This is a genomic window from Methylocystis sp. (genome assembly GCF_051061285.1).
In the GTDB taxonomy this organism is placed as follows: Bacteria; Pseudomonadota; Alphaproteobacteria; order Rhizobiales; family Beijerinckiaceae; genus Methylocystis.
This window is the reverse complement of the sequence record NZ_JBPFEA010000028.1, coordinates 41,444-66,789: the sequence shown is the minus strand read 5'-3', so window position 1 is coordinate 66,789 and position 25,346 is coordinate 41,444. Positions and strand designations below refer to the sequence as shown.

25 protein-coding genes are annotated in these 25,346 nt (G+C 63.0%); 10 read left to right on the top strand and 15 right to left on the bottom strand.

Features of this window, described 5'->3' with window-relative positions; all coding sequences use genetic code 11:
• Positions 1-50 precede the first annotated feature (50 nt).
• The 6 genes from ACR65T_RS09780 to ACR65T_RS09755 form a co-directional block, all read right to left on the bottom strand.
• Positions 51-323 (bottom strand): formate dehydrogenase subunit delta, encoded by a 273-nt coding sequence (locus tag ACR65T_RS09780; RefSeq protein ID WP_434496297.1) that lies wholly within the window; start codon positions 321-323, stop codon positions 51-53.
• Positions 313-1,140, bottom strand: coding sequence for a formate dehydrogenase accessory sulfurtransferase FdhD (fdhD, locus tag ACR65T_RS09775; RefSeq protein ID WP_434496296.1), 828 nt, complete (start codon positions 1,138-1,140; stop codon positions 313-315). Before fdhD ends, ACR65T_RS09780 begins: the two co-directional genes overlap by 11 nt.
• Entirely contained in the window at positions 1,137-4,016 is a 2,880-nt protein-coding gene (fdhF, locus tag ACR65T_RS09770) for a formate dehydrogenase subunit alpha (RefSeq protein ID WP_434496295.1), read from the bottom strand. Before fdhF ends, fdhD begins: the two co-directional genes overlap by 4 nt.
• A 10-nt stretch (positions 4,017-4,026) precedes the next feature.
• Positions 4,027-5,577 (bottom strand): formate dehydrogenase beta subunit, encoded by a 1,551-nt coding sequence (locus tag ACR65T_RS09765; RefSeq protein ID WP_434496294.1) that lies wholly within the window; start codon positions 5,575-5,577, stop codon positions 4,027-4,029.
• Complete coding sequence (locus tag ACR65T_RS09760) at positions 5,577-6,050, bottom strand: formate dehydrogenase subunit gamma (protein WP_434496293.1); 474 nt, start codon at positions 6,048-6,050, stop codon at positions 5,577-5,579. Before ACR65T_RS09760 ends, ACR65T_RS09765 begins: the two co-directional genes overlap by 1 nt.
• Positions 6,051-6,175: 125 nt before the next feature.
• On the bottom strand, positions 6,176-7,075 hold the full coding sequence (locus tag ACR65T_RS09755; RefSeq protein WP_434496357.1) for a LysR family transcriptional regulator: 900 nt from the start codon (positions 7,073-7,075) through the stop codon (positions 6,176-6,178).
• A 243-nt stretch (positions 7,076-7,318) separates the two neighbouring features.
• On the opposite strand from ACR65T_RS09755, the gene ACR65T_RS09750 reads away from it, so the two are divergent.
• From ACR65T_RS09750 to ACR65T_RS09730, 5 genes are all read left to right on the top strand, one after another.
• Entirely contained in the window at positions 7,319-8,719 is a 1,401-nt protein-coding gene (locus tag ACR65T_RS09750) for a histidine kinase (protein WP_434496292.1), read from the top strand.
• Positions 8,716-9,360, top strand: a complete 645-nt coding sequence (locus ACR65T_RS09745) for a response regulator (protein ID WP_434496291.1) — start codon at positions 8,716-8,718, stop codon at positions 9,358-9,360. Before ACR65T_RS09750 ends, ACR65T_RS09745 begins: the two co-directional genes overlap by 4 nt.
• Before the next feature lie 104 nt (positions 9,361-9,464).
• A complete protein-coding gene (locus ACR65T_RS09740) occupies positions 9,465-10,025 on the top strand; it encodes a DUF3280 domain-containing protein (protein WP_434496290.1) in 561 nt (186 codons plus the stop codon).
• Positions 10,026-10,194: 169 nt separating this feature from the next.
• Positions 10,195-11,631: a serine hydrolase gene (locus tag ACR65T_RS09735; protein WP_434496289.1), complete on the top strand. Its 1,437-nt coding sequence runs from the start codon at positions 10,195-10,197 to the stop codon at positions 11,629-11,631.
• Positions 11,632-11,737: 106 nt separating this feature from the next.
• On the top strand, positions 11,738-12,940 hold the full coding sequence (locus ACR65T_RS09730; protein ID WP_434496288.1) for a CobW family GTP-binding protein: 1,203 nt from the start codon (positions 11,738-11,740) through the stop codon (positions 12,938-12,940).
• 108 nt (positions 12,941-13,048) lie between these two features.
• Here ACR65T_RS09730 and ACR65T_RS09725 read toward each other — a convergent pair whose 3' ends face one another.
• Positions 13,049-14,365: a cation:proton antiporter gene (locus ACR65T_RS09725; RefSeq protein ID WP_434496287.1), complete on the bottom strand. Its 1,317-nt coding sequence runs from the start codon at positions 14,363-14,365 to the stop codon at positions 13,049-13,051.
• Between the two features lie 233 nt (positions 14,366-14,598).
• On the opposite strand from ACR65T_RS09725, the gene ACR65T_RS09720 reads away from it, so the two are divergent.
• From ACR65T_RS09720 to ACR65T_RS09705, 4 genes are read left to right on the top strand one after another with little or no spacing between them, the layout of a single operon-like run.
• Complete coding sequence (locus ACR65T_RS09720) at positions 14,599-15,366, top strand: ComF family protein (protein WP_434496286.1); 768 nt, start codon at positions 14,599-14,601, stop codon at positions 15,364-15,366.
• A 20-nt stretch (positions 15,367-15,386) separates the two neighbouring features.
• Positions 15,387-15,659 carry a glutaredoxin 3 gene (grxC, locus tag ACR65T_RS09715; RefSeq protein ID WP_434496285.1) on the top strand — a complete coding sequence of 91 codons (273 nt, stop codon included), beginning with the start codon at positions 15,387-15,389 and terminating at the stop codon, positions 15,657-15,659.
• The gene (locus tag ACR65T_RS09710; protein ID WP_434496284.1) at positions 15,656-16,054 is read left to right on the top strand and encodes a DUF1178 family protein; all 399 of its coding nucleotides are present in this window, start codon (positions 15,656-15,658) and stop codon (positions 16,052-16,054) included. Before grxC ends, ACR65T_RS09710 begins: the two co-directional genes overlap by 4 nt.
• Positions 16,055-16,056: 2 nt before the next feature.
• Complete coding sequence (locus ACR65T_RS09705; protein ID WP_434496283.1) at positions 16,057-17,145, top strand: NAD(P)/FAD-dependent oxidoreductase; 1,089 nt, start codon at positions 16,057-16,059, stop codon at positions 17,143-17,145.
• 286 nt (positions 17,146-17,431) lie between these two features.
• Here ACR65T_RS09705 and ACR65T_RS09700 read toward each other — a convergent pair whose 3' ends face one another.
• From ACR65T_RS09700 to ACR65T_RS09675, 6 genes are all read right to left on the bottom strand, one after another.
• The gene (locus ACR65T_RS09700) at positions 17,432-18,166 is read right to left on the bottom strand and encodes a hypothetical protein (protein ID WP_434496282.1); all 735 of its coding nucleotides are present in this window, start codon (positions 18,164-18,166) and stop codon (positions 17,432-17,434) included.
• Positions 18,167-18,657: 491 nt separating this feature from the next.
• Positions 18,658-19,041, bottom strand: a complete 384-nt coding sequence (locus ACR65T_RS09695; RefSeq protein WP_434496281.1) for a hypothetical protein — start codon at positions 19,039-19,041, stop codon at positions 18,658-18,660.
• A gap of 53 nt (positions 19,042-19,094) precedes the next feature.
• On the bottom strand, positions 19,095-19,793 hold the full coding sequence (locus ACR65T_RS09690; protein WP_434496280.1) for an imm11 family protein: 699 nt from the start codon (positions 19,791-19,793) through the stop codon (positions 19,095-19,097).
• Between the two features lie 172 nt (positions 19,794-19,965).
• Positions 19,966-20,568, bottom strand: a complete 603-nt coding sequence (locus ACR65T_RS09685) for a DUF1254 domain-containing protein (RefSeq protein ID WP_434496279.1) — start codon at positions 20,566-20,568, stop codon at positions 19,966-19,968.
• Positions 20,559-21,149: a DUF1214 domain-containing protein gene (locus ACR65T_RS09680; protein ID WP_434496278.1), complete on the bottom strand. Its 591-nt coding sequence runs from the start codon at positions 21,147-21,149 to the stop codon at positions 20,559-20,561. The genes ACR65T_RS09685 and ACR65T_RS09680 overlap by 10 nt, the downstream gene beginning before the upstream one ends.
• Positions 21,150-21,166: 17 nt before the next feature.
• Entirely contained in the window at positions 21,167-23,401 is a 2,235-nt protein-coding gene (locus ACR65T_RS09675; protein ID WP_434496277.1) for a transglycosylase domain-containing protein, read from the bottom strand.
• A gap of 140 nt (positions 23,402-23,541) precedes the next feature.
• Between ACR65T_RS09675 and ACR65T_RS09670 the strand changes: the two genes are divergently transcribed.
• Positions 23,542-24,162 carry a YcgN family cysteine cluster protein gene (locus ACR65T_RS09670; protein ID WP_434496276.1) on the top strand — a complete coding sequence of 207 codons (621 nt, stop codon included), beginning with the start codon at positions 23,542-23,544 and terminating at the stop codon, positions 24,160-24,162.
• Positions 24,163-24,216: 54 nt separating this feature from the next.
• Here ACR65T_RS09670 and ACR65T_RS09665 read toward each other — a convergent pair whose 3' ends face one another.
• Together ACR65T_RS09665 and ACR65T_RS09660 are read right to left on the bottom strand one after the other, a co-directional pair.
• Complete coding sequence (locus ACR65T_RS09665; RefSeq protein WP_434496275.1) at positions 24,217-24,606, bottom strand: hypothetical protein; 390 nt, start codon at positions 24,604-24,606, stop codon at positions 24,217-24,219.
• A 118-nt stretch (positions 24,607-24,724) separates the two neighbouring features.
• On the bottom strand, positions 24,725-24,994 hold the full coding sequence (locus ACR65T_RS09660) for a hypothetical protein (protein WP_434496274.1): 270 nt from the start codon (positions 24,992-24,994) through the stop codon (positions 24,725-24,727).
• Between the last annotated feature and the right edge of the window lie 352 nt (positions 24,995-25,346).

The following is a 25,346-nucleotide window of genomic DNA, read 5'->3' as shown; positions in this document are numbered from 1 at the left end:
CCGACGTCCAATAATTTCGCCAATCGGCGGCTTGCGCCGTCGCGCATTCCTCAGCCGTCGGCGGCGCCTTCGCCGGGACGCAGTTCGGAAGTAGCGGCGCCCGCTGCGTGTTTGAGGCGCTTCACCGCCTCCATCGCGATCGGATCGAGCCCGGCGCCGCCGTGATCGAGATGCGCGAGGATGGCGTTCCGCATACGCGGATCCCAGAATTTCCTTAAGTGATCCGCCATGCTCACGACGCCTTCGGGATGCTTCTGAGCCATGAAGAACGTCCCGATCTGGTTAGCCATTCTGACGAGCTTATCGACCGAATCATGCGACATGTGCGGAAACCTGTTCGAGGATGCGTCCTGGATGGGTGAAGATTTCGAAGTCGCGGCCGCGCATGACCGCAACGAGCGTCATGCCGCAGTGCTGCGCGTTGCGCACCGCGAGCGCGGTCGGCGCGGAGACGGCGGCGATGATCGGCGCGCCCATGCGTGCAGCCTTTTGCACAAGTTCGACCGATACGCGGCTCGTCATCAGCACCACGCCTTGCTTGGCGGCGATGGCTTGGCGCGTCAAGGCGCCGGCGAGCTTGTCGAGGGCGTTGTGGCGGCCGACGTCCTCGCGCGCGATCAGCGCGCCGGAGACGGGATTCCAGAAGGCCGCGGCGTGAATGGCGCGGGTCTCCTGATTATACATCTGCGCGGCCGGCAGACGGCCCATCGCCTCGATCAAGGCGTCGGCGTGCACCGATAAGGCATTGTCGAGCGTCGGCAGAACGCGCGTCGCCGCCTCCAGACTCTCGATGCCGCAAAGACCGCAGCCCGTCGGCCCCGCCATCGAACGGCGCCGCTCGACATAGGCTTCCTGCCGTCCGCCCTTGAGCCAGGCGCGTAGTTCAATGCCGGCGTCGGAGACGACGATCTCGACGTCGCCCGCCTGCTCCGGGGAATCGATCAGCCCCTCCGTCAGCGCGAAGCCGATCGCGAAATCCTCGAGATCCGCCGGCGTCGCCATCATCACCGCATGGGTGGAGCCGCCAAAGGTGAAGGCGACCGGCGTCTCTTCGGGGATCACGCGAGAAGAACGCGCCATCACATCGTGACGGCGCGCCAGGCATTCCACCCGTAGTGTCGGCGACGGCGTCTCCGTCATTCCGCCGCGTCGATCGTGCTCGCGATGCGACGGCTCTGCTCCGTCAGCTCGCGATACTGATGCTGCCAGTCGGTCGGTCCGTTCGTGGTTGAGACCTGAACCGCCGTGACCTTGTATTCAGGACAATTGGTGGCCCAGTCCGAATTGTCGGTCGTGACCACATTGGCCTGAGTGTTCGGATGGTGGAACGTCGTATAGACGACGCCCGGCGCGACGCGATCCGTAATCTTGGCGCGCAAGGTCGTCTCGCCGGCGCGGCTCGCCACCTTCACCCAGTCGCCCTCGCGGACGCCGCGATCCTCGGCGTCATGCGGGTGGATCTCGAGGACGTCCTCGGGATGCCACTGGCTGTTCTCGGTGCGTCGCGTCTGCGCGCCGACATTGTATTGCGACAGGATGCGGCCGGTCGTGAGCAGCAACGGGAACCGCGGTCCCACCTTCTCCTCGGTCGGAACATATTCGGTGATGACGAATTTGCCCTTGCCGCGCGCGAAGCTTTCGATGTGCATGATCGGCATGCCGTCGGGCGAGGCGTCATTGACCGGCCATTGCAGCGAACCGGCTTCCGCCAGTCGCTTGAACGAAACGCCCGCGAAGGACGGCGTCAGCCGCGCGATCTCGTCCATGATCTCGCTGGCGTTGGCGTAATTCCAATTGAGTCCCAGCTTGTTGGCGAGCAGCTGGGTGACTTCCCAGTCGGCGTAGCCATTCTTCGGCGACATCACCTTGGTGACGCGCTGGATGCGGCGCTCGGCGTTGGTGAAGGTGCCGTCCTTCTCGAGGAAGGTCGCGCCCGGCAGGAAGACATGCGCGTAGTTCGCGGTCTCGACTAGGAAGAGGTCCTGCACGATGACGATGTCCATATTCGCCAGCGCGCGCGAGACATGGCGCGTATCGGGGTCGGACTGCAGAATGTCCTCGCCCTGAACGTAAAGCCCCTTGAAGGTGCCTTCGATCGCCGCGTCGAACATGTTGGGAATGCGCAGGCCCGGCTCCGGATCGAGGGAGACGCCCCAATCCTTCTCGAACGCCTGGCGCGCCGCATCGTTGGAGATGTGGCGATAGCCCGGCAGCTCGTGCGGGAACGAGCCCATGTCGCAGGAGCCCTGCACATTGTTCTGACCGCGCAGCGGATTCACGCCGACGCCGCGGCGGCCGAGATTGCCGGTCGCCATGGCGAGATTGGCGATGCCCATGACGGTGGTGGAGCCTTGGCTATGCTCCGTCACGCCAAGGCCGTAGTAGATCGCCCCATTGCCGCCGGAGGCGTAGAGACGTGCGGCCCCGCGAATGTCGGCGGCCGGCACGCCCAGCACGCTTTCGAGCGCCTCGGGGCTGTAGCGGTCGTTGGCGACGAAGGCGGCCCAGTCCTGATATTCGTCCCAGTCGCAGCGCGCCTTCACGAAATCCAGATTGGCGAGATTTTCTGTCACGATCACATGCGCCAGCGCCGTGATCATCGCGACATTGGTGCCGGGCTTGAGCGGCAGATGGTAATCCGCCTTGATATGAGGCGACTTCACCAGGTCGATGCGGCGCGGATCGATGACGATCAGCTTGGCGCCATCGCGCAGGCGCTTCTTCATGCGCGAGCCGAACACCGGATGCGCGTCGGTCGGATTGGCGCCCATGACGAGAATGACGTCGGCGTCGTCGACCGAGTCGAAATCCTGCGTGCCGGCGGAGGTGCCGAAGGCCTGCGCCAGGCCGTAGCCCGTCGGCGAATGGCAGACGCGCGCGCAAGTGTCGGTATTGTTGTTGCGGAAGCCTTGACGCGCGAGCTTCTGAACGAGGTAGCTCTCCTCATTCGTGCAGCGCGACGAGGTGATCACGCCGACGGCGTTCTTGCCGTATTTCTCCTGCGCCGCCTTTAGCCGGTCGGCGGCGAAGCCGACAGCTTCGTCCCACGAGACCACGCGCCAGGGCTGGTCGATCGATTCGCGGATCATCGGATTAAGAATTCGGTCGCCGTGATGGGCGTAGCCATAGGCGAAGCGGCCCTTGACGCAGCTATGGCCATGGTTGGCCTTGCCGTCCTTCCAGGGCACCATGCGGACGACTTCTTCGCCGCGCATTTCGGCCTTGAAAGTGCAGCCGACGCCGCAATAGGCGCAGGTCGTGACCTCGGAATGCTCGGGTTGGCCGACGGCCACGACCGACTTCTCGATCAGAGTCGCGGTCGGACAGGCCTGAACGCAAGCGCCGCAGGACACGCATTCCGATTCCATGAAGGCTTCGTCCATGCCGGCCGAAACGCGCGAGTCGAAACCGCGGCCTGATATCGTCAGCGCGAAGGTGCCTTGCACTTCCTCGCAAGCGCGCACGCAGCGGTTACAGACGATGCACTTGGACGGATCATAGCTGAAATAGGGATTCGACTCGTCCTTCGGCTTCCAGTCGAAATTCACTTCGCCGCTATTGCGCGCAAAGACGTGATTGGCGCCGTCATAACCGTAGCGGACGTCGCGCAGACCCACCGCGCCCGCCATGTCCTGCAGCTCGCAATCGCCATTGGCCGCGCAGGTCAGGCAATCCAGCGGATGGTCGGAAATATAAAGCTCCATCACGCCGCGGCGGATCGCGGCGAGGCGCGGCGTCTGCGTCTTGACCGAGATGCCGGGCGCAACCGGCGTCGTGCAGGAGGCCGGGGTGCCGTTGCGGCCCTCGACCTCGATGACGCAGAGGCGGCAGGAGCCGAACGCCTTGATGCTGTCGGTGGCGCAGAGCTTCGGGATCTCGGTGCCAACCTCCATCGCCGCGCGCATGATCGACGTGCCCTCGGGCACGGTGACGCTCTTCCCGTCAATGGTCAGCGTGACCGATTTTACGGATGGCGATTCGGGCGTGCCGTAATCGATTTCTTTGATAAGCGTCATGGCGGCTACCTCACTCAGCGGCTTCAAGGGCCGGCTTGCGGAAGTCCTCGGGAAAATGTCGAAGCGCGCTCTCGACCGGATACGGCGCAAAGCCGCCCAATGCACAGAGCGAGCCAAACCTCATCGTGTGGCAGAGATCCTTGAGGAGCTCGATATTCGCATCGACGTCCATGCCGTTGCGAATCTTGTCGATAGTCTCGACGCCGCGCGTCGATCCGAGCCGGCACGGCGTACACTTGCCGCAGCTCTCGATGGCGCAGAACTCCATGCCAAAGCGCGCCATCCAGGACATGTCGACGGTGTCGTCGAATACGACGAGGCCGCCATGGCCGATGAGACTGTCTTTGGCCGCGAAGGCTTCATAGTCGATCGGAAGGTCGAAAAGCGACACGGGCACATAGGCGCCGAGCGGGCCGCCGACCTGAACCGCCCGGACGGGACGACCCGAGCGGGTGCCGCCGCCGATCTCGTTGACGACCACGCCGAGCGGAATCCCAAAGTCGGTCTCAAAGAGGCCGCCATATTTGACGTTGCCGGCGATCTGCAGCGGCATGGTGCCGCGCGAGCGGCCGACGCCGAGATCGGCGTAATGCTTCGCGCCCTTCTCCATGATCATCGGTATGGTGGCCATGGACAGCACATTGTTGATGACCGTCGGCTTGCCGAAGAGCCCGACATGGGCCGGCAGCGGCGGCTTGGCGCGCACGATGCCGCGCTTGCCCTCGAGAGATTCGAGCAGCGAGGTCTCCTCGCCGCAAACATAGGCGCCGGCGCCGATGCGCAGTTCGACGTCGAAGTCGAAACCCGAGCCCTTGATGTTCGTGCCGAGCCAGCCCGCCTCAACCGCCTTCTCAATCGCCGCCTGAAAGACCTTGGCGACGATGGGATATTCGGAACGCAGATAGACATAGCCCTTGGAGGCGCCGACGGCGTATCCGCAAATCAGCATGCCTTCGATCAGCGAGAGCGGATCGCCCTCCATGATCATGCGGTCGGCGAAAGTGCCGGAATCGCCCTCATCGGCGTTGACGACCACATATTTCTGGCCGGGCGGACAGTCCGCCACCGTCTTCCATTTGATGCCCGTCGGAAAGCCCGCGCCGCCGCGGCCGCGCAGGCCCGATTTCGTGACCTCTTCGACGACGGCCACGGGCCCGATCTCGAAGGCGCGCGTGAGGCCCTTGAATCCCTCATGCGCCTCATATTCGGCGACCGACAGCGGATCGATGACGCCGCAACGAACGAAGGTGACGCGGTTCTGCTTCTTCATCCAGGGATGTTCGTCGACGATCCCGATGTTCAGCAGATGCGCGCCGCCGGTCAGGAACCCGGCGTCAAACAGCGACGCGACGTCCTTGACCTTGGCCGGTCCGTAACCGACACGGCCCGCGGGAGTCTCCACCTCGATCAGGGGCTCGAGCCAGAGCATTCCACGCGAGCCGTTTCTCACGATCTCGACTGTTTCGCCGCGGGCTGCGGCCTCTTGCGCGACGGCGGCGGTCAGTCTGTCGGCGCCCATCGCAACGGCGGCCATATCCAGCGGGATGTAAAGCTTCACCATCAGTCGCGCGCCTCCGCGGCGATTTCGTCAAGCATTTCAGCGTCGACGCGGCCGATCGGCTCTCCGTCATAAAGCGCTGAAGGGCTGTGGGCGCAGAGCCCCAGACAATAGACCGGCTCGATCGACAGGGCGCCGTCCGGCGTCGTTCCGCCCCAGTCAAGCTTCAACTTGTCGAGAAACGCCCGCGCCTGTCGCTCCGCTCCCATAGATTGGCAGGACTCGGCCCGGCAGATCTTGAGCGTATGGCGGCCATGCGGAGCGCGGTGAAAGTCGTGATAAAAGGTGACGACGCCATGCATTTCGGCGCGCGAAATATTAAGCGCCTCGGCCATTTCCTTGACGGCGGCGTCGGGCACATAGCCGAATTCTTTTTGAAGCGCGTGCAGAATGGGCATCGCGGGTCCCTCAAGACCCATATGGGCGGCGATGATTTCCCGCGCGCGCTCGTCGCTATACTGAGCAGCGCCAGCCATTTCTTCCCTTTCAGTCCGGACGTTGCGCATATGCGGTCGTCCTATTTAGACTAATTCCGAGAACACTGCCGGAAATCCAAGGCCCGATCAATAGCGACCATCCGTTGTGCGATAGGGCGATCCTATCAACCGTCGAGCGTGTGGCTTTCAGCAAGCTTCTTGGCCTCCGAGACCAAGGCGGCGACCAGCGGAATCACCGGTTCGCGCTGCGGCGCCACAAGGCCGATTTCATGCACAGCCTCCGGCTCAACGATGGGGATGGAGCGCAACGGCGCCGCCACGTTTAGGGTCTTCGCGAGCTTCTCCGGCAGCACCGTGGCCCAGTGGCCGGATCTCACATGGTCGAAGAGCAAGATGACATCGTTCGACTCGAGGATCGGCATGGGCTCGGAACCGCCCTTGCGAATAAGCTGCTCGACGATGCGACGGTTCTGCATGTCCGGCGTGAGAAGACAGAGATCAATGCGACCGACCTCGCCCCATGTCACCCGGTCGCGGTTCCCAAGCGGATTGTCGGCGAAGGTCAGCAGCCGGTAGCGTTCGGAGCAGAGCGGCACCGTGCGCACGCGGCCAAGCGGCTCATTGTCGAGATAAGTAATGCCGGCGTCGATCTCAAGATTATCGAGCATGGTCAGCACCTCGCTCGACGACGCGGAGATCACGGAAAAGCGCACCCCCGGATGCTTCTCGCGATAGGGCGTCGTCAGCGCCGAGACAATGCCAAGCGCGGTCGGGATGACGGCGATCTTCAGCTGGCCGCTCAGGCCTTCCTTGAGCGTGCGAACTTCCTGGCGCATCGCCCGCGCGTCGCCGACGATGCGCTTCGCCCATTCGAGCACCCGTTCGCCCTCGGCGGTCAGGCCGTGGAAGCGCGAGGAACGGTTGACGAGCAACACGCCGAGCGAATCTTCGAGCTGCTTGACGCCGGCCGAGAGCGTGGGCTGGGTGACGCCACAAATCTCCGCCGCGCGCGAAAAGCTCTTCTCCTTTGCGACGGCGATGAGGAATTCAAGCTTGTCGATCACGACCGAGTCCACAATCGGGTCGCCAGGACGCAGCATCCAGGGCGTCACTGGCGCTTTCGTCAACCCGCATGGGCGTCACATTAGCATATCCGCCCAGGCCGCGCCGAAATTTCGAAACGAATCCAAATCGCTCACGCGCCCCAGGCAATTTGCCCGATCAGGGCCTAAGCGCATGATGCGCGTTGGACCTCCCTTCGATTCCTGCTCTACTGAGCGACGGGTTTTTTGTCGGGGAATGCGCCAATGCGGTTGATCGTTGGGCTCGTCTTGCAGCTTGTCGGCATCACCCTCATCTGCCTTACGCTGACCGCGGGCTGGGTGATGGTCGACGCGCATCGCGCGATCGAAACGGAAGCGGCGTCGTCCGCCGAGCGCGTCGCACACCAGCTCGAAAATCTCTACTGGCAGGCCATCCTCTGGCGGGGCAGCATGCGGCGCGACAACATTTTGCCCGTCCCCGACTGGGAGTCGCTTTCGACTTTGAAGCTCGTTTCGCCGGGCGTCTGCGTCAGCTATGCGCCGGGGGACGACGAGCCGCAAACGCTTTGCAGCCAGCTCGAGGGCGTCGGCTCCGCCGCGCCGGCATGGTTTGCTTCGGCCTATGAGCGCGTGTTCGGCGCACATGCGCCGATCACTCGGCCCTTGACCGTTCGGCAACCGGAAACCGGCGCAATCCTCGTCAGGGCGGACGCCGGCGCGGCGATCCGACAAGCCTGGCGGCAGATCTCGATCATCGTCGGCGTTGCGGCCTCGATGGCGGTCTGCATTTGCCTCTTGGCCGCGGTCGCCATCGTCCATGCTCTGGCGCCGACCCGGGCCATCGTCTGCGGGCTGCGCCAGTTGGAGCAAGGGAATTACGCCAGCCGGCTAAACGCCATCACGAAAGGCGAGTTCGGCCTGATCGCGCGCGCCGTCAACGACCTTGCCGAGCGGCTGGCGCGGACGACGGCGGAGCGCGCCGCGCTCACGAAGCGGCTGTTCGAAGTCCAGGAGGAGGAGCGCCGCGCGCTCGCCCGCGACTTGCACGATGAATTCGGCCAGTGCCTGACGGCGACCCTCGCCTTCGCCGGCTCGATCGAGGCTGCGGCGGCTAAGAGTGATCCGGGCGTCGCCGAGGACGCCCGCTCAATCGGGCGCGTCGCCAAGCGCATGATGACGACCCTGCGCGAGGCGCTTGCCCGGCTGCGCTCGCAAGACCTCGACGAGCTCGGGCTCGAAGCCTGTCTCGTCCAGCTCGCGGCGAGCTGGAACGCCAAAGCGGGACGAAAGGCGGTCATCCACCTGAGGCTCACGGGCGACCTCGCCGACCTTCCTCAGACGATTTCGACGAGCCTCTATCGCATCGCGCAGGAATGTCTGACCAACGCCATGCGGCACGGCGACTCGAAAAACGTCTATCTGCGCGTCGAGCGCGCGGCGGCCGCCGACGGGCTCGTCGCGCTGACGGTCGAGGATGATGGCGGCGGCGACGCCTCCCGCCTCGCCGCCGCCTCCGGCCACGGCATTCTCGGGATTCGCGAGCGCATCGCGGCTTTTGGCGGAAGTCTGTCGATCAGCGACGCCACGAAAGGCGTGCGCGTCGTCGCGCGCATTCCGCTCATCGCCGGCGCGCCGGCGCCGATGAAAGGTCTCGCGCTCGCATGACCACAATTCTTCTCGTCGACGACCACCCGATCGTTCGGGAGGGATATCGGCGGCTCTTGGAGCGCCAGCCGGATTACAGAATCGTCGCCGAAGCCGCCAACGCCGCGGAGGCCTATCAGGCCTATCGGAAGGTTTCGCCCGACATCGTCATCATGGATCTTTCTCTGCCCGGCGCGAGCGGCGTCGAAGCGGTCCGCCACATCAGGCAGTGGGACAAAAGCGCGCGCATTCTGATTTTCACCATGCACAGCGGCGCGGCCTTTGCGCTGAAAGCGTTTGAGGCCGGCGCATCCGGCTATGTCACCAAAAGCAGCGACGCCGCCGAGCTGCTCCGCGCCGTGGCGATCGTCGCCAGGGGCGGCCGGGCGCTCAGCGACGACGTCGCGCGCGAGATCGCCGCCGAGCGACTGGGCGAAGGCCGCGCGCTCGTCGATGAGCTTGGCCCCAGAGAGACGGAGATCTTGCGGCTCGTCGCGTCGGGCAAAACGACCGAGGACATCGCCGGCATCTTGAATCTCAGTCCGAAAACCGTTCAGAACTACCACTATCAGATCAAATCCAAGATCGGCGCGCGCACCGACGCCCATCTCGTCTGGCTCGCCATCGGCGCAGGACTTGTCGGCGACGCGCCGGCGACCTGATCGGCCGCCCAGAGGAAATATGCCCAGACCGCCGCAGGCGAAAGGCCGAAGCTTCCAACGCTTCGCGCGGGCTACGACTTCCACTGCAACGGCGGAGCCTGGCGATGGTCAAGAAGACGCTCACTCACCTTTTGTTATCGGCGCTCATCACAATCGCGACCGGAGCCGTCGCGACCGGCGCTCGCGCGCAATCCTCCCCGCCATTCAAACTCGCGGTCTTCGACATCGAACTCGACGACTTCACCGCCGGGGGTCCGATCGCCGGGGAAAGCCCCGAAGAAACCGCGCGCCTCCAGCGGATGACCGCGCTGGCGCGCGAACTCCTGACTCAATCCGGGCTGTTCGAAATCATCGACGGAAGCGCGGCGACGGATCAGAGGGTCAAGGACCATTGGCTGCGCAAGTGCAACGGCTGCGACGCCGACATTGCGCGCACGCTTGGCGCAGACTTGTCCTTCGTCTGCTTCTTTCGAAAAGTCAGCGTGATGGAGCAATATCTCGAAATGCGCATTCGCGACGCGCGCACGGGAGAACTGGCGCATATCTCGCAGACGGATCTGCGTGGGGAAACCGACCAGTCATGGACCCGGGCGCTGAAGTTCCTGATGAGATATCATCTTGTCGAGCCGGAACTCGCGCGTCGGAACCACCCGCTTCAGCCATGACGGCGGCCCGCGCTTTCCCTGAGGTCATGGTTAACAGCTTATCAACAACCGCCCCCGAATCGCCCAATTCCAAGCCTATTTCCGACTGTGCGCCTTAGGCGCTATTATATATAGGCGGCGTTTTCATGCGATCCCGCGCGTTTCAGCGCCGGGTGACGGGGCTAGGCGGATGACCTTCTCGAAATCCACATTGGTTGCGGCGACGACCGTATTGCTGATCGTGTTTGGCGCCGCCGCGCCCGCCCGCGCGACCCCGTCGATCGTCGTCGATGTCGCCTCGGGGGCCGTGCTCTCGCATGATCAGGCGACCGCCTCCTGGTATCCCGCCTCGGTGACGAAGCTGATGACGGCCTATGTCGCGCTCGAGGCGGTGCGCCAGGGGCGCATCTCGCTCGACACCCCGGTGATGATGTCGCCGCGCGCTTGCGGCATGGCGCCTTCCAAGATGGGCTTCAGACCCGGCTCGGAAGTCACCCTGCACAATGCGCTCGTCATGCTGATGGTGAAATCCGCCAATGACATCGCCGTCGCCATCGCCGAAGGCGTGTCCGGCTCGGTCGAAGCCTTCGCCGACGAGATGAACCGCGCCTCCGCTTCGCTCGGCATGACGCAATCGGTTTGGTACAATCCCAACGGCCTCCCGGACGAACGGCAGGTCACGTCGGCCCGCGACCTCGCCATTCTCGGCCGCGCGCTCTACCTGCAGTTTCCCGAGCACGCCAATCTGTTCAACATCGGCGCGATGCAGCTCGGCAAGCAGATCATCCCCACGCATAACCATCTTCTCGGCCGTTATGCGGGCGCCGACGGCATGAAGACCGGTTTCACATGTTCGGCCGGATTTAATCTTGTCGCCTCGGCCACGCGCGGCGGCCGGCGTTTGATCGCCGTCGTCCTCGGCGCGCCCAATCCGATTCTGCGCACGGCGAAGACGGCGGCGCTGCTCGATCGCGGCTTCCAGAGCGGCGCGGCCGTCGCCTCTTTGGCGTCCCTGCCCAGCTCCGGCCCAACGGCGGCGCCTGACTTGCGCGAGTCTGTGTGCCACCACCGCGGCCCGGCGGCGGCGGAATTCATGGCGGAGATCGAGGACGCGTCGGTCCCCGTCGGCTCTGGCGTTCCGCTGCTCGACACGCTCGGCGGCGCTCAGCAGCAGCAGATGAACGCCAAGGAAATCGCGCACCTGCCACGCCCGCGTTTTGAGCCTGTGTCCGTCTATGTGGGACGCGCGCCGGGCTATGCCGGGCCGGTGGCGCGGGCCCGCGCGCCGGGAGCGCCGGTCGGCGAGCAGCCCGATCTTGCCGCCTATGCGGCGCAGCCGGAGGCCGGCGACGCCAGCGCCTCGCCGATCAGCAAGCCGGCGCCCGACGCCATATCGCTGCGACGCGCCAAACACGCCAAGGCCGCGAAAGCGGCGCGCGCCGCCAAGGCGGCAAAGGCGGCAAAGGCGGACGCCGCAAAGGTCGACGACGTCGTCGCCGACGAACCAGCCGCGAAGCCCAAGGCGGCGAGAAGCGCGACGAAGCCCAAAGCGGCCGCGCCGCACGCCGCAGCGCAAAAGCCGGCCGGCTCGAAGGCGCACTCCGCCGCCGAACCGGGCAAGAGCTGAGAAACGCCAGAGGATCGTTCGTTCTGGAAACGCGCGGCGTTTTCGGCGAAGATGCGAGCCTTCCGCGAGCAGGAAATTTCTCCAGCTCCGGCGCGAGTTCCGCTGAATGAACGATCTGACCAAGGCCGCCGCGAGTCGCGCGACGCGCTCGGCGCCGCCGCCAATTCCGCTGACCGTCATCACCGGCTTCCTTGGCGCCGGCAAGACCACGCTGCTTAACCGCCTGCTCGCCTCGTCGGCGCTCGCCGAGACGCTCGTCCTCATCAATGAGTTCGGCGAGATCGGCCTCGATCATCTCTTCATCGAGAAGATCGACGGCGACATGGTGATGATGAGTTCGGGCTGCGTGTGCTGCTCGATCCGCGGCGATCTGGTGAACACGCTCGAAGATCTGCTGAAGCGGCTCGACAACGGCCGGATCAAGCCGTTCAAGCGCGTCGTGCTGGAAACGACTGGCCTCGCCGATCCGGCGCCGATCCTGCACACGATCATGTCCCACGCCTATCTGATGATGCGCTATCGGCTCGACGGCGTCGTCACGCTCATTGATGCGGTGAATGGCGAATCGACGCTCGACGCGCATGAGGAAGCCGTCAAACAGGCCGCCGTCGCCGATCGGCTCGTCATCGCCAAGACGGATCTGCCGCAAGGCGCCGAGCGTGTGGATGCGCTCAAGGCGCGGCTGGCGCGGCTCAATCCGGGCGCGCTACAGCTTGACGCCGCCAAGGGCGAAGCGACGCCCGACGCGCTCCTCAATTGCGGCCTCTATGATCCCGCCACCAAGACGCCGCGCGTGAAGGAATGGCTCAACGCCGAAGCGGTGGAAACAGCGCAGGCGCATGATCACGCGAACCATGACCATAACCATGAGCATCACGACGGAGCCCACGACCATCGTCAGGATGTGAACCGGCATGACGCGCATATCCGGGCCTTCTGCTTTTCCTCCGAGACGCCGCTGACGCCAGCCTCCTTCGACATTTTCATCGACCTTTTGCGCCACACGCATGGGCCGCGGATGTTGCGCGTGAAGGGAATCGTGGCGCTGGCCGACGATCCGACGCGCCCCGTGGCGATCCATGGCGTGCAGCATGTCTTTCACCCGCCGCACCGCCTCGACGCTTGGCCCGACGCTTGGCCCGAGGCGGACAGACGCACGCGCATCGTCTTCATCGTCAAGGATCTCGACGAGGGCTTCGTCCAGGGACTCTACGGCGCGCTCGTCAATCACCCTGCGCCCGACCGTCCCGACGCGCAGGCGCTCACCGACAATCCGCTTGCGCCGAGGCCAGGCGGCCTGTTCGGCTAGAGCAGGTTCCGAAAAAGTTGACAGACTTTTTCGATGAGAACCTGCTCCACCATTTTGATTTTGAGCGATTCCTATCGATCACATGATTCCATGTGATCGGGAGGCGCTCTAAGGGCGGTTGAACAGATCGGAGACGCGACGCTCGGCGTCCTGGAGAGTCTCGATCCATCGAGGCGGCAGTTTGGCGAATGCGCCGGCCGCTTGCGAAGAGAACCAATCGGCGACGGCGTGAGCGATGGACGATATGCCGCTCTCAAGGCGCGACGGCTGACGCGCTCCACGCAGCCAGAAGGCCAGCGTCGGGAACGCCGTGACGGTCACCATCGCCGCGCCCACAAGCGCGGGCGCCGTCTCTGGCGCCAGCTGTCCCCTCCCGACGCCGAGATAGGTGAGCGCGACGACAAGCGGCAGGGTGGTCGACGACAAGAGCGCCAGCGCCGGCATGTCCCGCTCGGGCAGCGTCCCGCGAAAAAGATTCAGCGGCGCGAGACGAATGAGCAGGAAGGCGACGCAAAAAAACGCAAAGAGCGCGAGGGTCGCGGGGCTCCTGACAAGCGCCACAAAGTCAAATGATGCGCCGCTTTCGATAAAAAATAGCGGAATCAAAAAGCCGGAGCCGATGGCGGTCAAACGATCGTTGAGGATTTCGGCCTTGGTGCCGCGCACCAGGACCGCGACGGCCATGCCCGCCATATAGGAGCCGACTACAAGCTCCATGCCCAGCCTGTCGGCGAATGAGACGAAGCCAAGCAAGACGACGAGCGCGATTCGAATAGGCAGAAGCTCGCCGTCGCCAAGCCAATACACAATGCTTTCGGCGAGTCGGTCGGAACGCGCGGTCTTGAGAAAAAAGATCGCGGCAAGCCCGAGCGCGATGAAAAGCGCGCTTAACAGCGTCTGGTGGAGATGATGGTTGTGTTGCGCCAGAACGATCGAGGCGAGAATGAGCGGTCCAAGTTCGCTGATAGCCGCCACGCCAAGGACATAGTGTCCGAATTCGTTATCGAGGTCCCCAGCCTGCCGCAAAACCGGGATCAATATGCCGAACGCCGTGGTCGGCAAGATCAGCGCGACGAGAAGCGGCGCCTCCACGAGACCAACAAAATACAGCGCTCCGGAAATAACAACCGAGAGGCTCAATGAAACGAGCCACGCGAGAAATCCCAGGCGAAGCGGCTTTCCGTTTATTTCCTTCTGATTGAACTCGAAGCCCGCCTGAAAAAACAAATAGACCAGGCCAAACTCCATCAAAAAATTGACGGCGCCATCCGCCGCCACCAGCCCCGCCCCGCTTGGGCCGACGAGCATGCCCAGCAACAGTTCGACGGCGACGATCGGCGCACGCGCAAAAGCCGGAACTCTGTTGAGCAGCGGCGCGAGCACGGCGATGCAGGAGATGACGAAGATCGTATGGAATTCGCTCATGGGGGCGTCAATCTCCTTTAGGGCTCCGCTTGGCGCAGTAAAGGCGGCCTTGCCGCCCGACTGGACAATGATTCTTTTGCTGACCCCTACGATGCGTTAGGGTCCCGCCTGTGCTCAAGTCCTGATTTGTGACCAAGGGTTCCTCGCGCCGCGCATTGCGCGCATCAGGTCGCAAAGAGCGGCCTGCAAGGCTTGCAAAGAGCGGCCTGCAAGGCTTATTGAGTGGGTTGCCGATGACGCGGAGCCGAGCGACTGGCCTGCTACGAGCCCTTGCGCGGGCGGGACATGCGCTTCTCGACCTCATCTATCCGCCGTCCTGCCTCGTCTGCCGAAGGGCGGTCGCGTTTCACGGCGCGATCTGCCCCGAGTGCTGGCGCGACATCGCCTTCATCGAGCGCCCCTATTGCGAGCGGCTCGGCACGCCGTTCGAACGCGACCTGGGGCAGCCGGGGCTGATCTCGCTCGAAGCCGCCGCCAACCCGCCGGCCTTCGGCCGCGCCAGGGCCGTGGCGCGCTATGACAGCGACAAGGCCCGCGCTTTGGCGCACCGGCTGAAATATTACGACCGGCTGGAGCTCGCCGAGCCGATGGGCCGCTGGATGGCGCGGGCCGGCGCCGAACTCCTCGCCGACGCCGACGTGATCGTGCCCATCCCCTTGCACCGACTGCGGATTCTGGCGCGGCGGTTCAACCAGTCGGCGGCCCTGGCGCAGGCGATCGCGCGCGAGAGCGCCGTGCCGGTGGAGACCATGGCGCTGCAGCGCGTCAAGCCGACGGCGCCGCAGGTCGGGCTGACGCGGGCGCAGCGCGCCGCCAATCTCTCCGGCGCCTTTCGCGTCGAACCGGAGCGGGCGGACGCCATCCACGGGCGCAATGTGGTGCTGGTGGACGATGTGCTGACCACCGGGGCGACCGCCAACGCCGCGACTCGCGCTTTGCTCAAGGCGGGCGCGGCGCGCGTCGATCTCCTCGTCTTCGCGCGGGCCGTGACAAGCGCATGAAGGCCGGCGTATAAGCGCGAATGGCCCCCCGCATCGAAATCTACACCACGCCCACCTGCCCCTATTGCCTCGCCGCGAAGCGGCTGCTGACGCAAAAGGGCGCCGAATTCGAAGAAATCTCGGTGGCCTGGGACCCGCTCGGACGCCGCCGCATGAGCCAGCGCGCCAATGGCCGCTCGACGGTGCCGCAGATCTTCATCGACGGCAAGCACATCGGCGGCTGCGACGAGCTTCACGCGCTCGAAGGCGAGGGAAAGCTCGACGCGCTCCTCGCCGACGGAGCGACGCCATGATCCGCTACTCCCTCATCTGCGACGCCGGCCACAGCTTCGACAGCTGGTTTCGCGACAGCGCAAGCTTCGAAAAGCAGGCGGCCGAAGGACAGATCGCCTGCCCCTTCTGCGACTCGACGAAGATTGCGCGCGACGTCATGGCGCCCAATATCGCCAAGCCGCGCGACGACGAGGCGCATGATCTGCGCATGAAGCTGCGCGAGCTGCACAACACGGTGGTCGCGCATACCGAAGACGTCGGCGACCGCTTCCCGCAGGAAGCGCGCGCCATGGAGGACGGCGAAACGGAGCGACGCGCCATCCGCGGCCGCGCCACATTCGAAGAAGCGAAGGCGCTGCTCGAAGAGGGAATCGAGATTCTGCCGATCCCGGGCCTGCCCAGCGACAGCAACTGAATTTGCCCGCTCCGGTCGTCATTGTCGGCGCCAGTTTTTCTGGACTGGCCTGCGCGCAGGCGCTCGCCGAACGCGGCGTCGCCACAACCATCATCGAACGCAAATCCGAACCCGGCGAAAAGCCGCATACGACCGGCATTCTCGTACGTGAGGCGGTGGACGAGGTCGATTGGCTCGGGCCGCTGCCGGAACACATCACGCGACGCGTTGACGGCGTGCGGCTCTATGCGCCCGATATGCGCTGCATCGATCTTTCTGCGCCGGGCTATTACTTTCTTGCAACCGACACGCCGGAGCTGATGCGCTTGCTCGCGCGGCGTTGCCAGGCCGCCGGCGTGCGCATTCAATATGGCGCGCCATTCACCAGGGCGACGGCGCACGCGAATGGCTATGCGCTGCCGGATGGCGCGGAAGCCTGCTATCTCGTCGGCGCCGACGGCCCGAAGTCGCACGTCGCGAAGACGCTCTCGCTCGGTGAGAACCGCCATTTCATCTTCGGCATGGAACATGAGTATGCAGGCGTCGATTTCGACGCAAGCGACCGTCTACATTGCTTCATCGATAAGCGCCTGGCGCCGGGCTACATCGGCTGGATCATCGCCGGCGTCGGGGTGACGCAAGTCGGTCTCGCGCGAAGGAGTGGCGTCGGCGGGATCGCAGAAGCGAAGACCGCGATGACTGCATTTTTGAAAAAGATCGCGCCCATCGCCGATTTTCGCGGCTGCGCGCCGACGAATGTGCGGGCTGGGCTCATTCCTTGCGGCGGTCTCGTTTCGCCGCTCGCGGCGCCGCGCGCGCTGCTTGTCGGCGACGCCGCCGGCATGGTTTCGCCGGTCACGGCCGGCGGCATTCACACGGCCCTGCGTCACGGACGCGCCGCTGGCGTCGCCATCGCGGACTTTCTCGACGGCCGCGCACAGGACCCGGCGCAATGGCTGCCGGTTTCCTATCCGCGTTTCCGCCTGAAACGGGCGCTGCGCTGGAGCTATGACAATTTTCAAAGCGACGCCGCGTTCAATCTATTGCTGCGCTCTTCCGCCATGCGCGCAGCCGCAAGCGTCGTGTTCTTCCACAGAATGCGCGCGCGGTGAGGCGCATGTCCTGCGCCGTCATCACAATTGTCCTTCATTCAGTTCGCCAATTTCGAACGTGTCCATAAGCCGTTCCAGCCTCAGCTTGATCTCCGGCCACATCGCCATGAATATTCGTGGGAATCTGGCTGTAATCACAGCGTCCAGACGCGCATAGCGGAAAAACATCTGGCATTCGGGGCGACGATCCCATCCAGAGTCTTCCGTGTGATCCTTGATTTCTTCCGCCTGACACTCGAACCACAGATCGATCGGTTTTCTGTCGACATAGTAGAAATCGACGGCCTCACCCCCCCCCTAATTCGGTCTTGTAGCGGCTCATATCTCCGATGGTGCCGACGCGCTTCAAATTGAACTTGTCCGGCTTTGGGCCAACAGTCAGGTGGCTTGATTTCAAAGACACGCTCTCTGGATCAAGAAAAATCCGTTGTGTGTCATAGAAATCCTTTTGAATCACTTGAACCTTTTCAGCCTCCCCACCCTGCACTTTTACTTCGGAATCCACGCTCACAACCATCTTTGTCGTGTCGAGGCCTCGATTCCAGATGTGTCGATCGGTCGGATGCAGAACCGTGAAATCCGGCAGATCCACGCCGATGCTAAACCCATGCACATAGACGTCCCGATAGTTCGGATCTGGATATCCGCGCCCCAAGGCGGGCACGCACCCGACATCGGCCCATGTCACATATTCGGCCGGCACGCGCAGGCGGACGCGCCAGCCCGGCGGGTCCATCAGCCAGCGCAGTTCGAGAAAACGACGCCCGTCCGGATCATTGACGAAGCGTTCGTTAGGGATGCAGTCGGTCTTTGGGGCTTTCACCGCAAAGATATTGCCGCCGATATGGTTCGCCGCCCAAAAAAACGCAGCGACGATTGCGAGAGGGCCAACAAGCCAGCCCACAAACCGATGGATGGAAATGCCGGAAAGCGCCGATGTGAACGGAGCCGAGCGGATGCGACTCCCCGCGAATAGACTGGGCAACATGTGAAGCACGCGTGGCCTGACGATGCCGCTCATGGTTTGCTCCGGCAATACGGTTCAGCCCTTGTCAATGCGCTTCACAACCTAGTATCGGCCCACACGCTAACATGTCACACTGAACGTAAGAAGAGTTGCCGCCAACAAACTCAACGCTTATCACGTCAGCTTGAAATGGGTATGACGCATCTTTCCTCGAAGCGCCCCAGCCGTAGTCTCCCAACTCACGATCAGTCCCCGCATTACGAGATATTTTATTGTAGTCAGAAGATATAGATGCGTTCATGTATGAATAATCATCTAAAGATTCTATTTCTATATGTTTCTTTATATGAGATATAGCCTCAGAGGCAGTGAAAATAAAATTCTTATCAATGCACGAAAAGACGGAATAACTCAATAAATGGTTAACCTCCGCGTGAATAAGAAACAGAAGCACGAACACGACCACCGTTATCAATATTATTTTCGCCACGCCCCAAATGACGCTCAATAAGAATTTAAACATGCTTCCTCACGATTACGGGAATTTACGGCAACAGCAACATAATGATCGTCCACATAAACAAAACTGACCCAATTAAAGGACCAACAAGCTTTTGTTTGGCGTCTACCATATCAAAATCTCGGTTATTGCGCGGGTTAACCATCACCTTGACGCGCTCGCCCTTTTTTCTCTTGGTCAAGCCACTGGTGACGCTAACAATTTCAACTTGCTCACCATCCTTCAACTCTATCAGGCATTCATAGACGATGTTGTTGTCTCCTTGATAAGAACCCTCACAATCGACTACGGCGCCGTCTAATTTTTTCCAATTTTTAAGCCGTAAGTAATACGCAAATCCGCTGTACGTCATGAACGCGACCGCACATCCTGCAGGAATAATCCATATATATTTGTCATTGCCAAGCATGGGCAGAAATAAACCTCATGGGATCGTCGCACAATTGAAATAGGCGCGTTCACTCACCAATGGTCGACGCCGATCTTTAGAAAGTCGCCGCCCTTTATGCCCGCCTCTTTGTAAGCGTCCTTGAGAGTCTGGTCGCAAAAGATCGCTTGGCCGAAGCCGACGATGCGAAAGAGGTGAGCAGAGCCGACCGCTTCGGACTTGAGATGGATAAAGGGATAACCGCCCGTCGACGGATATGAAGGAAAGCCATCCGGCTCGATGACGACCGTCATTTTCTTGGATTTTTCCAAGTCGATCACGTCCCATCCGAAAAGCAGCCGGGTGACCGAACAGAGCCAATATTCCGGCCCCGCTTCTCCCGAGGACCAAACAGTGTCGCATTTGCGATAATCGCAGGCCTCCGGATCGACGCGCTCCAGAAAGGCTTTCATCGCGGTTGTGACAAACCACAGTCCGCCGAAGTTTTCGACGTCGCGCGCCGGGCGACCAAACTTCTTGTCGAACACAAGCAGCGGCGACTCGCGATAGTCCGGAAGGCGCCAGGGGTGACGTGGCAGCCGCGCATAACCATCCGGCCAGCCAGGCTCAGCAAGCAGCGAACCGCATTCCTGCAACCGCGCTTCATTCGCAAGCTTGAAGAAGGGCGGCCGCACATTGAGCGCTGCGTCGAATTCGTAATATTGAGGCGCCTTGGGCTTTCGTCCGCGCATGCGCCGACTCTCCGCCGCACCTTCAGCCGCCGCCTGCGTCATTGCGCCCGCCCCTCCCCTGAAATCTTAGGCCGCGCGTTCCCGCTCAGGCTTTCGGCCTGTCGAGAATGACATGATAACGTGAGTCGTCATTGCGCGCCGCAGACGAAGCAATCCATCGTCGCGCCGTTGCTCTGGAGTGCTTCGTCGCAGCGCTCCTCGCAGTGACGGCGTTCTACCCCTGCGGCAGATCGAAACGCTGGCAGCTTATTGCGCTCAATCTGCTGCGCGCGCGCTCCTGGTCGGAGGCGCGCTTGGCCAAGGAGCGGATCAGAATGAAGCCGCGCTTCGCCGGCGCCGTGAGCCGCACTTCCTGCGGCGGCGGGGCGTCGCCCTCATCGGCGCTCGTCAGCGCGTCGATCTGGCGCGCGTCGCCGACGACGATGTCGATCTTGCCCTTGATCGCCGAGCGGTCGGTCATCGAATGATAGATGCGGCCGGCGGTGGCGTGAAATGAGAGCCCGAGAAAATCCTCGCCGTCGACGCTCGTCTTGACCCGCAGCGGACCCTTGCCGAGATCATAGACGCAGACCGCCTCGGCGAAGGCCGGATCCTCGAAGGGCAGCGTCTCGGCGCCGGGCGCCATCTGCGGCAGCATCACCAGGCCTTCCGCCGGCGCGGCGCTCTTCACATAGGACGCCAGTCGCGCGAGCGCGTCGTTCGGCGCCACGGTCGGCATCATCAGCACCGAAACGATATGCACGATTCCCGCGACGAGCAGCGTCGCGAACAGCCACGGCAGAAGGTCAAGATAACGATCGGGAATGTTCAGGCGCATCCGCGTTTCACAATTTTTGGAAAGGAATTTGGATCTGGAGCCGACTCACTGTCGAGCGGCGTATCATAGAGCCGCAGCATGACGACAAAGTCTTTCGCGGCGCCCGGCGACAGCCAATTGCCGGGCCGCGCTTCGCGCGCGACGTCGATCTCAAAGGCGCCGCCCTCATTGCGCAGAACGTCGACCGAGGAATAGCCGTAGCGCTCGGTGGGATTGGCGAGCAGCCGGCCGTCGGGGCTCGCCAACGCGATCGTCCAGAAGCGCGCGGCGGGCAAGGGATCGACAATCCGATATTCGCATTCGGCGCTGAGCGGCGCGCCATTGGAGTCGGCGCGCGCGATGAAGGCCAGTCCCTGATCGCGGCCGAGCGGCGCTTCTCCGGAACGCGAGATGACCGCCCGCGCATAAGGGTCGATGTCGGCGCCGCCGATATGCGGCCAGGCGGTCCATGGCCCGGCGCGCAGAGAATTGAAGCCATAGCCGGCGTTGAGCGACAGGACGGTCGCAAACAGGCCGATGCCGACGCCGGCGATCATCGCCGAGGCGGCGCGCAGATAATTTGCGTAAGGCTTGAGGTCCAAGGGTGCGCTCCCGCCGCTTAACGGATGACGCCGTCGGCGCCGCTCGCGCGCTGCGCCTCGCGCCGCACGACGTCGGATGCGGCGGGTTCAGGCGCTTCGAGCCCGCTCTGCTTGTCGCCGCCGACCGCTTTGATCTTCATTTGAAGCGATTCGAGCGCCTGCATCGCGCCCTTGGACAGGGTCGCGGGACGCTGCGGCGCGCCAAGTTCGAGCGGCTTGACGACATTGGCGTTGGCGGCGGCTGTCGCGCCCTTGGGATCGGGCCTCAAGCCGACGATCGGCTTTAGGATCGCGCCCTGATGCGCATAGGCCATGATGTCGTGCCAGGTGCTTGCCGGCAGCGTGCCGCCGGTCATGTTGTTCATCGGGGCGTTGTCGTCATTGCCGTACCAGACGCAGCCGCCCATCGTTCCGGAATAGCCGCAGAACCAGGCGTCCCTATAGCCATTTGTGGTGCCGGTCTTGCCGATCACGTCGATGCCCTGGCCGAGCTGGGCGCGTCTGCCGGTGCCTTCCTCGACGACCTTCTTCATCATGCCGGCGAGTTCGACGACCTTATCGAACGGCACCGCCTGCGTTTGCGGCGGCGCGTCGCGGTCGTGGCGATAGAGCAGATCGCCCTGGCGGTTGCGAATTTCGACGGCGGCGTAAGGCGTGACCTTTTTGCCGCCGTTGACGAAGGCCCCATAGCCCGCCGAATGTTCGAGCAGGATCACGTCGCTCTGTCCGACGGGAAGCGAAGGCGTGTCTTCGAGCGGCGTGGAGATGCCGAGCCGCCGGCAGGTTTCGATAATCTTGGCGCGGCCGATGCGCGAATCGCCCTTGCCGATCGCCTGCGACAGTTGAATGGCGATCGTGTTCAAGGATTTCGCCAGAGCCATGGCGAGCGGCATGGAGCCGGCATAGCCGCCGCTGTAGTTATGGACGCAGTAATTGCCGATGCAGGTCGGCCGGTCGGTGACGATGGTCGTCGGCTTGAAACGGCCGGTCATCAGGGCGGTGAGATAGACGTAGGGCTTGAAGGAGGAGCCGGGCTGGCGCGCGGCGTCGGTCGCGCGATTGAACTGGCTTGCGCCATAATCCCGTCCGCCGACGATGGCGCGCACGGCGCCGTCCGGCTCCATGACGACCGCGGCGCTCTGCTTGACACGGAAGCTTCGGCCCTGCTCGCGCAGATTGGTTTCGATGACGTCTTCGGCGCGCTTCTGGACGTTGGAATCGAGCGTGGTGCGCACGCTGAGCACGCGATTGTCGCCAAGCTTGCCTTGCTGCGCGAACCTGCGGATTTCGCCATAGGCGTAATCGAGATACCAGTCGGGGCTCGTCTCGCGGGCGCGGTCGATCGGCGTCGCCGGACTGCGCTGCGCCGCGATGATCTGGCTATCGGTCATGAAGCCCGAGTCGACGAGATTGTTCAAAACATCATTGGCCCGCGCGCGCGCCGCCGGCAGATTGACGTGCGGCGCATATTTCGTCGGCGCCTTGAACAGGCCCGCGAGCATCGCCGCCTCGGAGAGCGTGACGTCTTTAACCGACTTGCCGAAATAGAATTCGGCCGCCGCCTGGATGCCGAAGGCGCCGCCGCCCATGTAGACGCGATCGAGATAGAGCTTGAGGATTTCCCGTTTCGTCAAGTGATGCTCGAGCCACAGCGCCAGAAAGGCCTCGTTGATCTTGCGGGTGATGGTGCGCTCATTCGAAAGGAATAGATTCTTGGCGAGCTGCTGGCTGATAGAGGAGCCGCCCTGCACCACGCCCGATGACCGGGCGTTGACGGTGAGCGCCCGCAGCGTGCCGATCACGTCGATGCCGAAATGTTCGTAGAAGCGGCGGTCTTCCGTCGCCAGCACCGCCTTGATAAGATAATCGGGATATTGATCGAGCGGCACGGCGTCGTCGTGCTTGATGCCGCGCTGGCCGACTTCCGCGCCGTAGCGATCGAGGAAGGTGACGGCGAGATCGGTCTGCTTGAGCCAATTCTCGTCGCTGGTCATCTGGAACGCCGAGGAGGCGAGCGCCATGGCGACGACGCCGGCGCCCAGGCCAAGCGTCAGCGCCTCGCAAGAGAGCTCCACGCCGACCCGGGCAAGGCCGGAGACATGGAACCGCTCCATGAAGGTCGAAAAATCCTCATAGAGCTCGCGGGCGCGCCGCCCGCTCTGGAACATGGCGGAATCGATCAGCGCATCGATCGCGAGCAGGATGCGCCGCAAGCGCTTGGCGAAAGCAGAAGCCTGGAAACGCTCCAACACAGCTCAAATGCTCCCCGCGCCGATAAGACTTATCGGCGCTTTGTGGACATTAACACTTTTTTAACCATCTTGACGACAGTCCGCGCGACCCACACTGCGTTATGGTTTCTGTCGCGCAAAGCGCAAGTCGAAAGAGAAGGATGGCGTTAAAAAAAGGCGAAAATGCCCCAGATCACGCTGCAGGCGAGTGGAACCGCCCCGATCCGGATCATGTGGCCGGGTCCAAAAGCGTCGAGCGCGCCGAAAAACCGGGTTCGAGTCTTCCGCGGCGCGCGCTCCCGGTCGAGGCCGCGCCGACCGAGACGCCATTCTGGGAAAAGCCGCTTTCGGACATCACCCGCGCCGAATGGGAACAGCTGTGCGACGGCTGCGGCCGCTGCTGTCTGGTGAAGCTCGAAGACGAGGACACGGGCGCGATCTATCACACGAGCGTCGCCTGCAAACTGCTGGACCAGCAGAGCTGCCGCTGCGGCGACTATCCGCGGCGACGGCGCTACGTGCCGGACTGTGTGCGGCTCACGCTCGAGAAGCTTGCGGATATTCCCTGGCTGCCGCCGACCTGCGCCTATGTGCTGCGCTTTCGGGGCAAGCCGCTGCCGCCCTGGCATCCGCTGATCTCCGGCGATCCGGAAAGCGTCTCTCGCGCCGGCGTGTCGGCGCGCGGCCGGATCGAGGCCGGCGAAGACGACGTCGAGACCGACGATCTGCCGGACTTCATCAGGCTGTGGCCGAAGCGCTGGCCGAAGAAGGCGCGGTGGTGAAATGGCTTCACGGACCCCGGCAATTTTGCGCGGTCATCCATCAAATGGATCCGGCTATCTCTTCAGCGCGACCACTTCGTCGATTTGGTCGTCCTTGTCGTATCTCACTCGGAAGACCATCTCGTCGCCGGTGAAAAATACGCCTTCCGTCGGAGTCCCCACGACTTCCCATAACCCCAGCGTCACGACGTCGGCGGCGCCGTGAAAAACGGCGCGTCCTGCTTTCGCCCCCGCTGAATAGCCGTTCACGAATTTAAAAATTTCATATGTTCGGCCGTTCTTGGTTTCGGTTGCGGCTGGCATGCCGAATTCCGCCAGCATCATCGTCCGGGACGTCCCGACCGTAAACAAATCGACATTCTTTGCGTCCGGCTGCTTCGTCGCCATATAGACGCTGCATCCCGCCAGCGCCCAACAGAGCGCCGCGCCAATAAATATCCGCATGAAACCCCCAGCCGTCAGAATAGTTTTTTTTAGCGCCGCGCCATTCGAGAGTCGACTCTTCCTCGGCGCTCCCCTGTTGATTCCGCCGAGCGCGCGGCGCGAGCAAAGACCAGCGCCGTTAAGCAAACCGCGACCGCGCGCTGACACAATCGCTGATACCGCCAGTTCGCCGCGCCTGGTTTTGCAACGGCTCGATGAATCTCTGTTGACAAGGGCGCTCATTCGGATCGAGCAGGTTTTTCAGCGGGAACAGCCGTGGCGTCGGCGGCGGATTTCTAAACGCTGCTTCGTTAACCATTCGCTCAACACAAACACATTCGCCGGCGCTGACCAGCCACGGCCTCAATCCCGTCGGGGCTTTTCCGGCTTCGCGCGTCAGGCGCTTCATTGGCCTCCACACTATCGCGGCGCCGTTGCTCTTGCCCAACATTTATGATTTTATTCCTTGACAGCAGGACGATGGTCCTATAGAAAAGCGCCATGCTCCAAAATTGCGCTTGAGCGGCGCGAATGAGTTTACCGGCGCGGCGTCCTATCCTCCCGTTCCCCCGCGCCAACTCGATCCCCTCGCGCTTCGAGACGCTTGCGTCTTGGGCCGAGGGGATCGTTTTTGGAGCTCATCTTTATGGCCGCCATTGCGACCGCGAGCGAAGCGAAGCTGGAAGCAATCCAGAAGATTTGAAGCATCTGGATTGCTTCGTCGCTTCGCTCCTCGCAATGACGCGCGACTAACAAGTCGT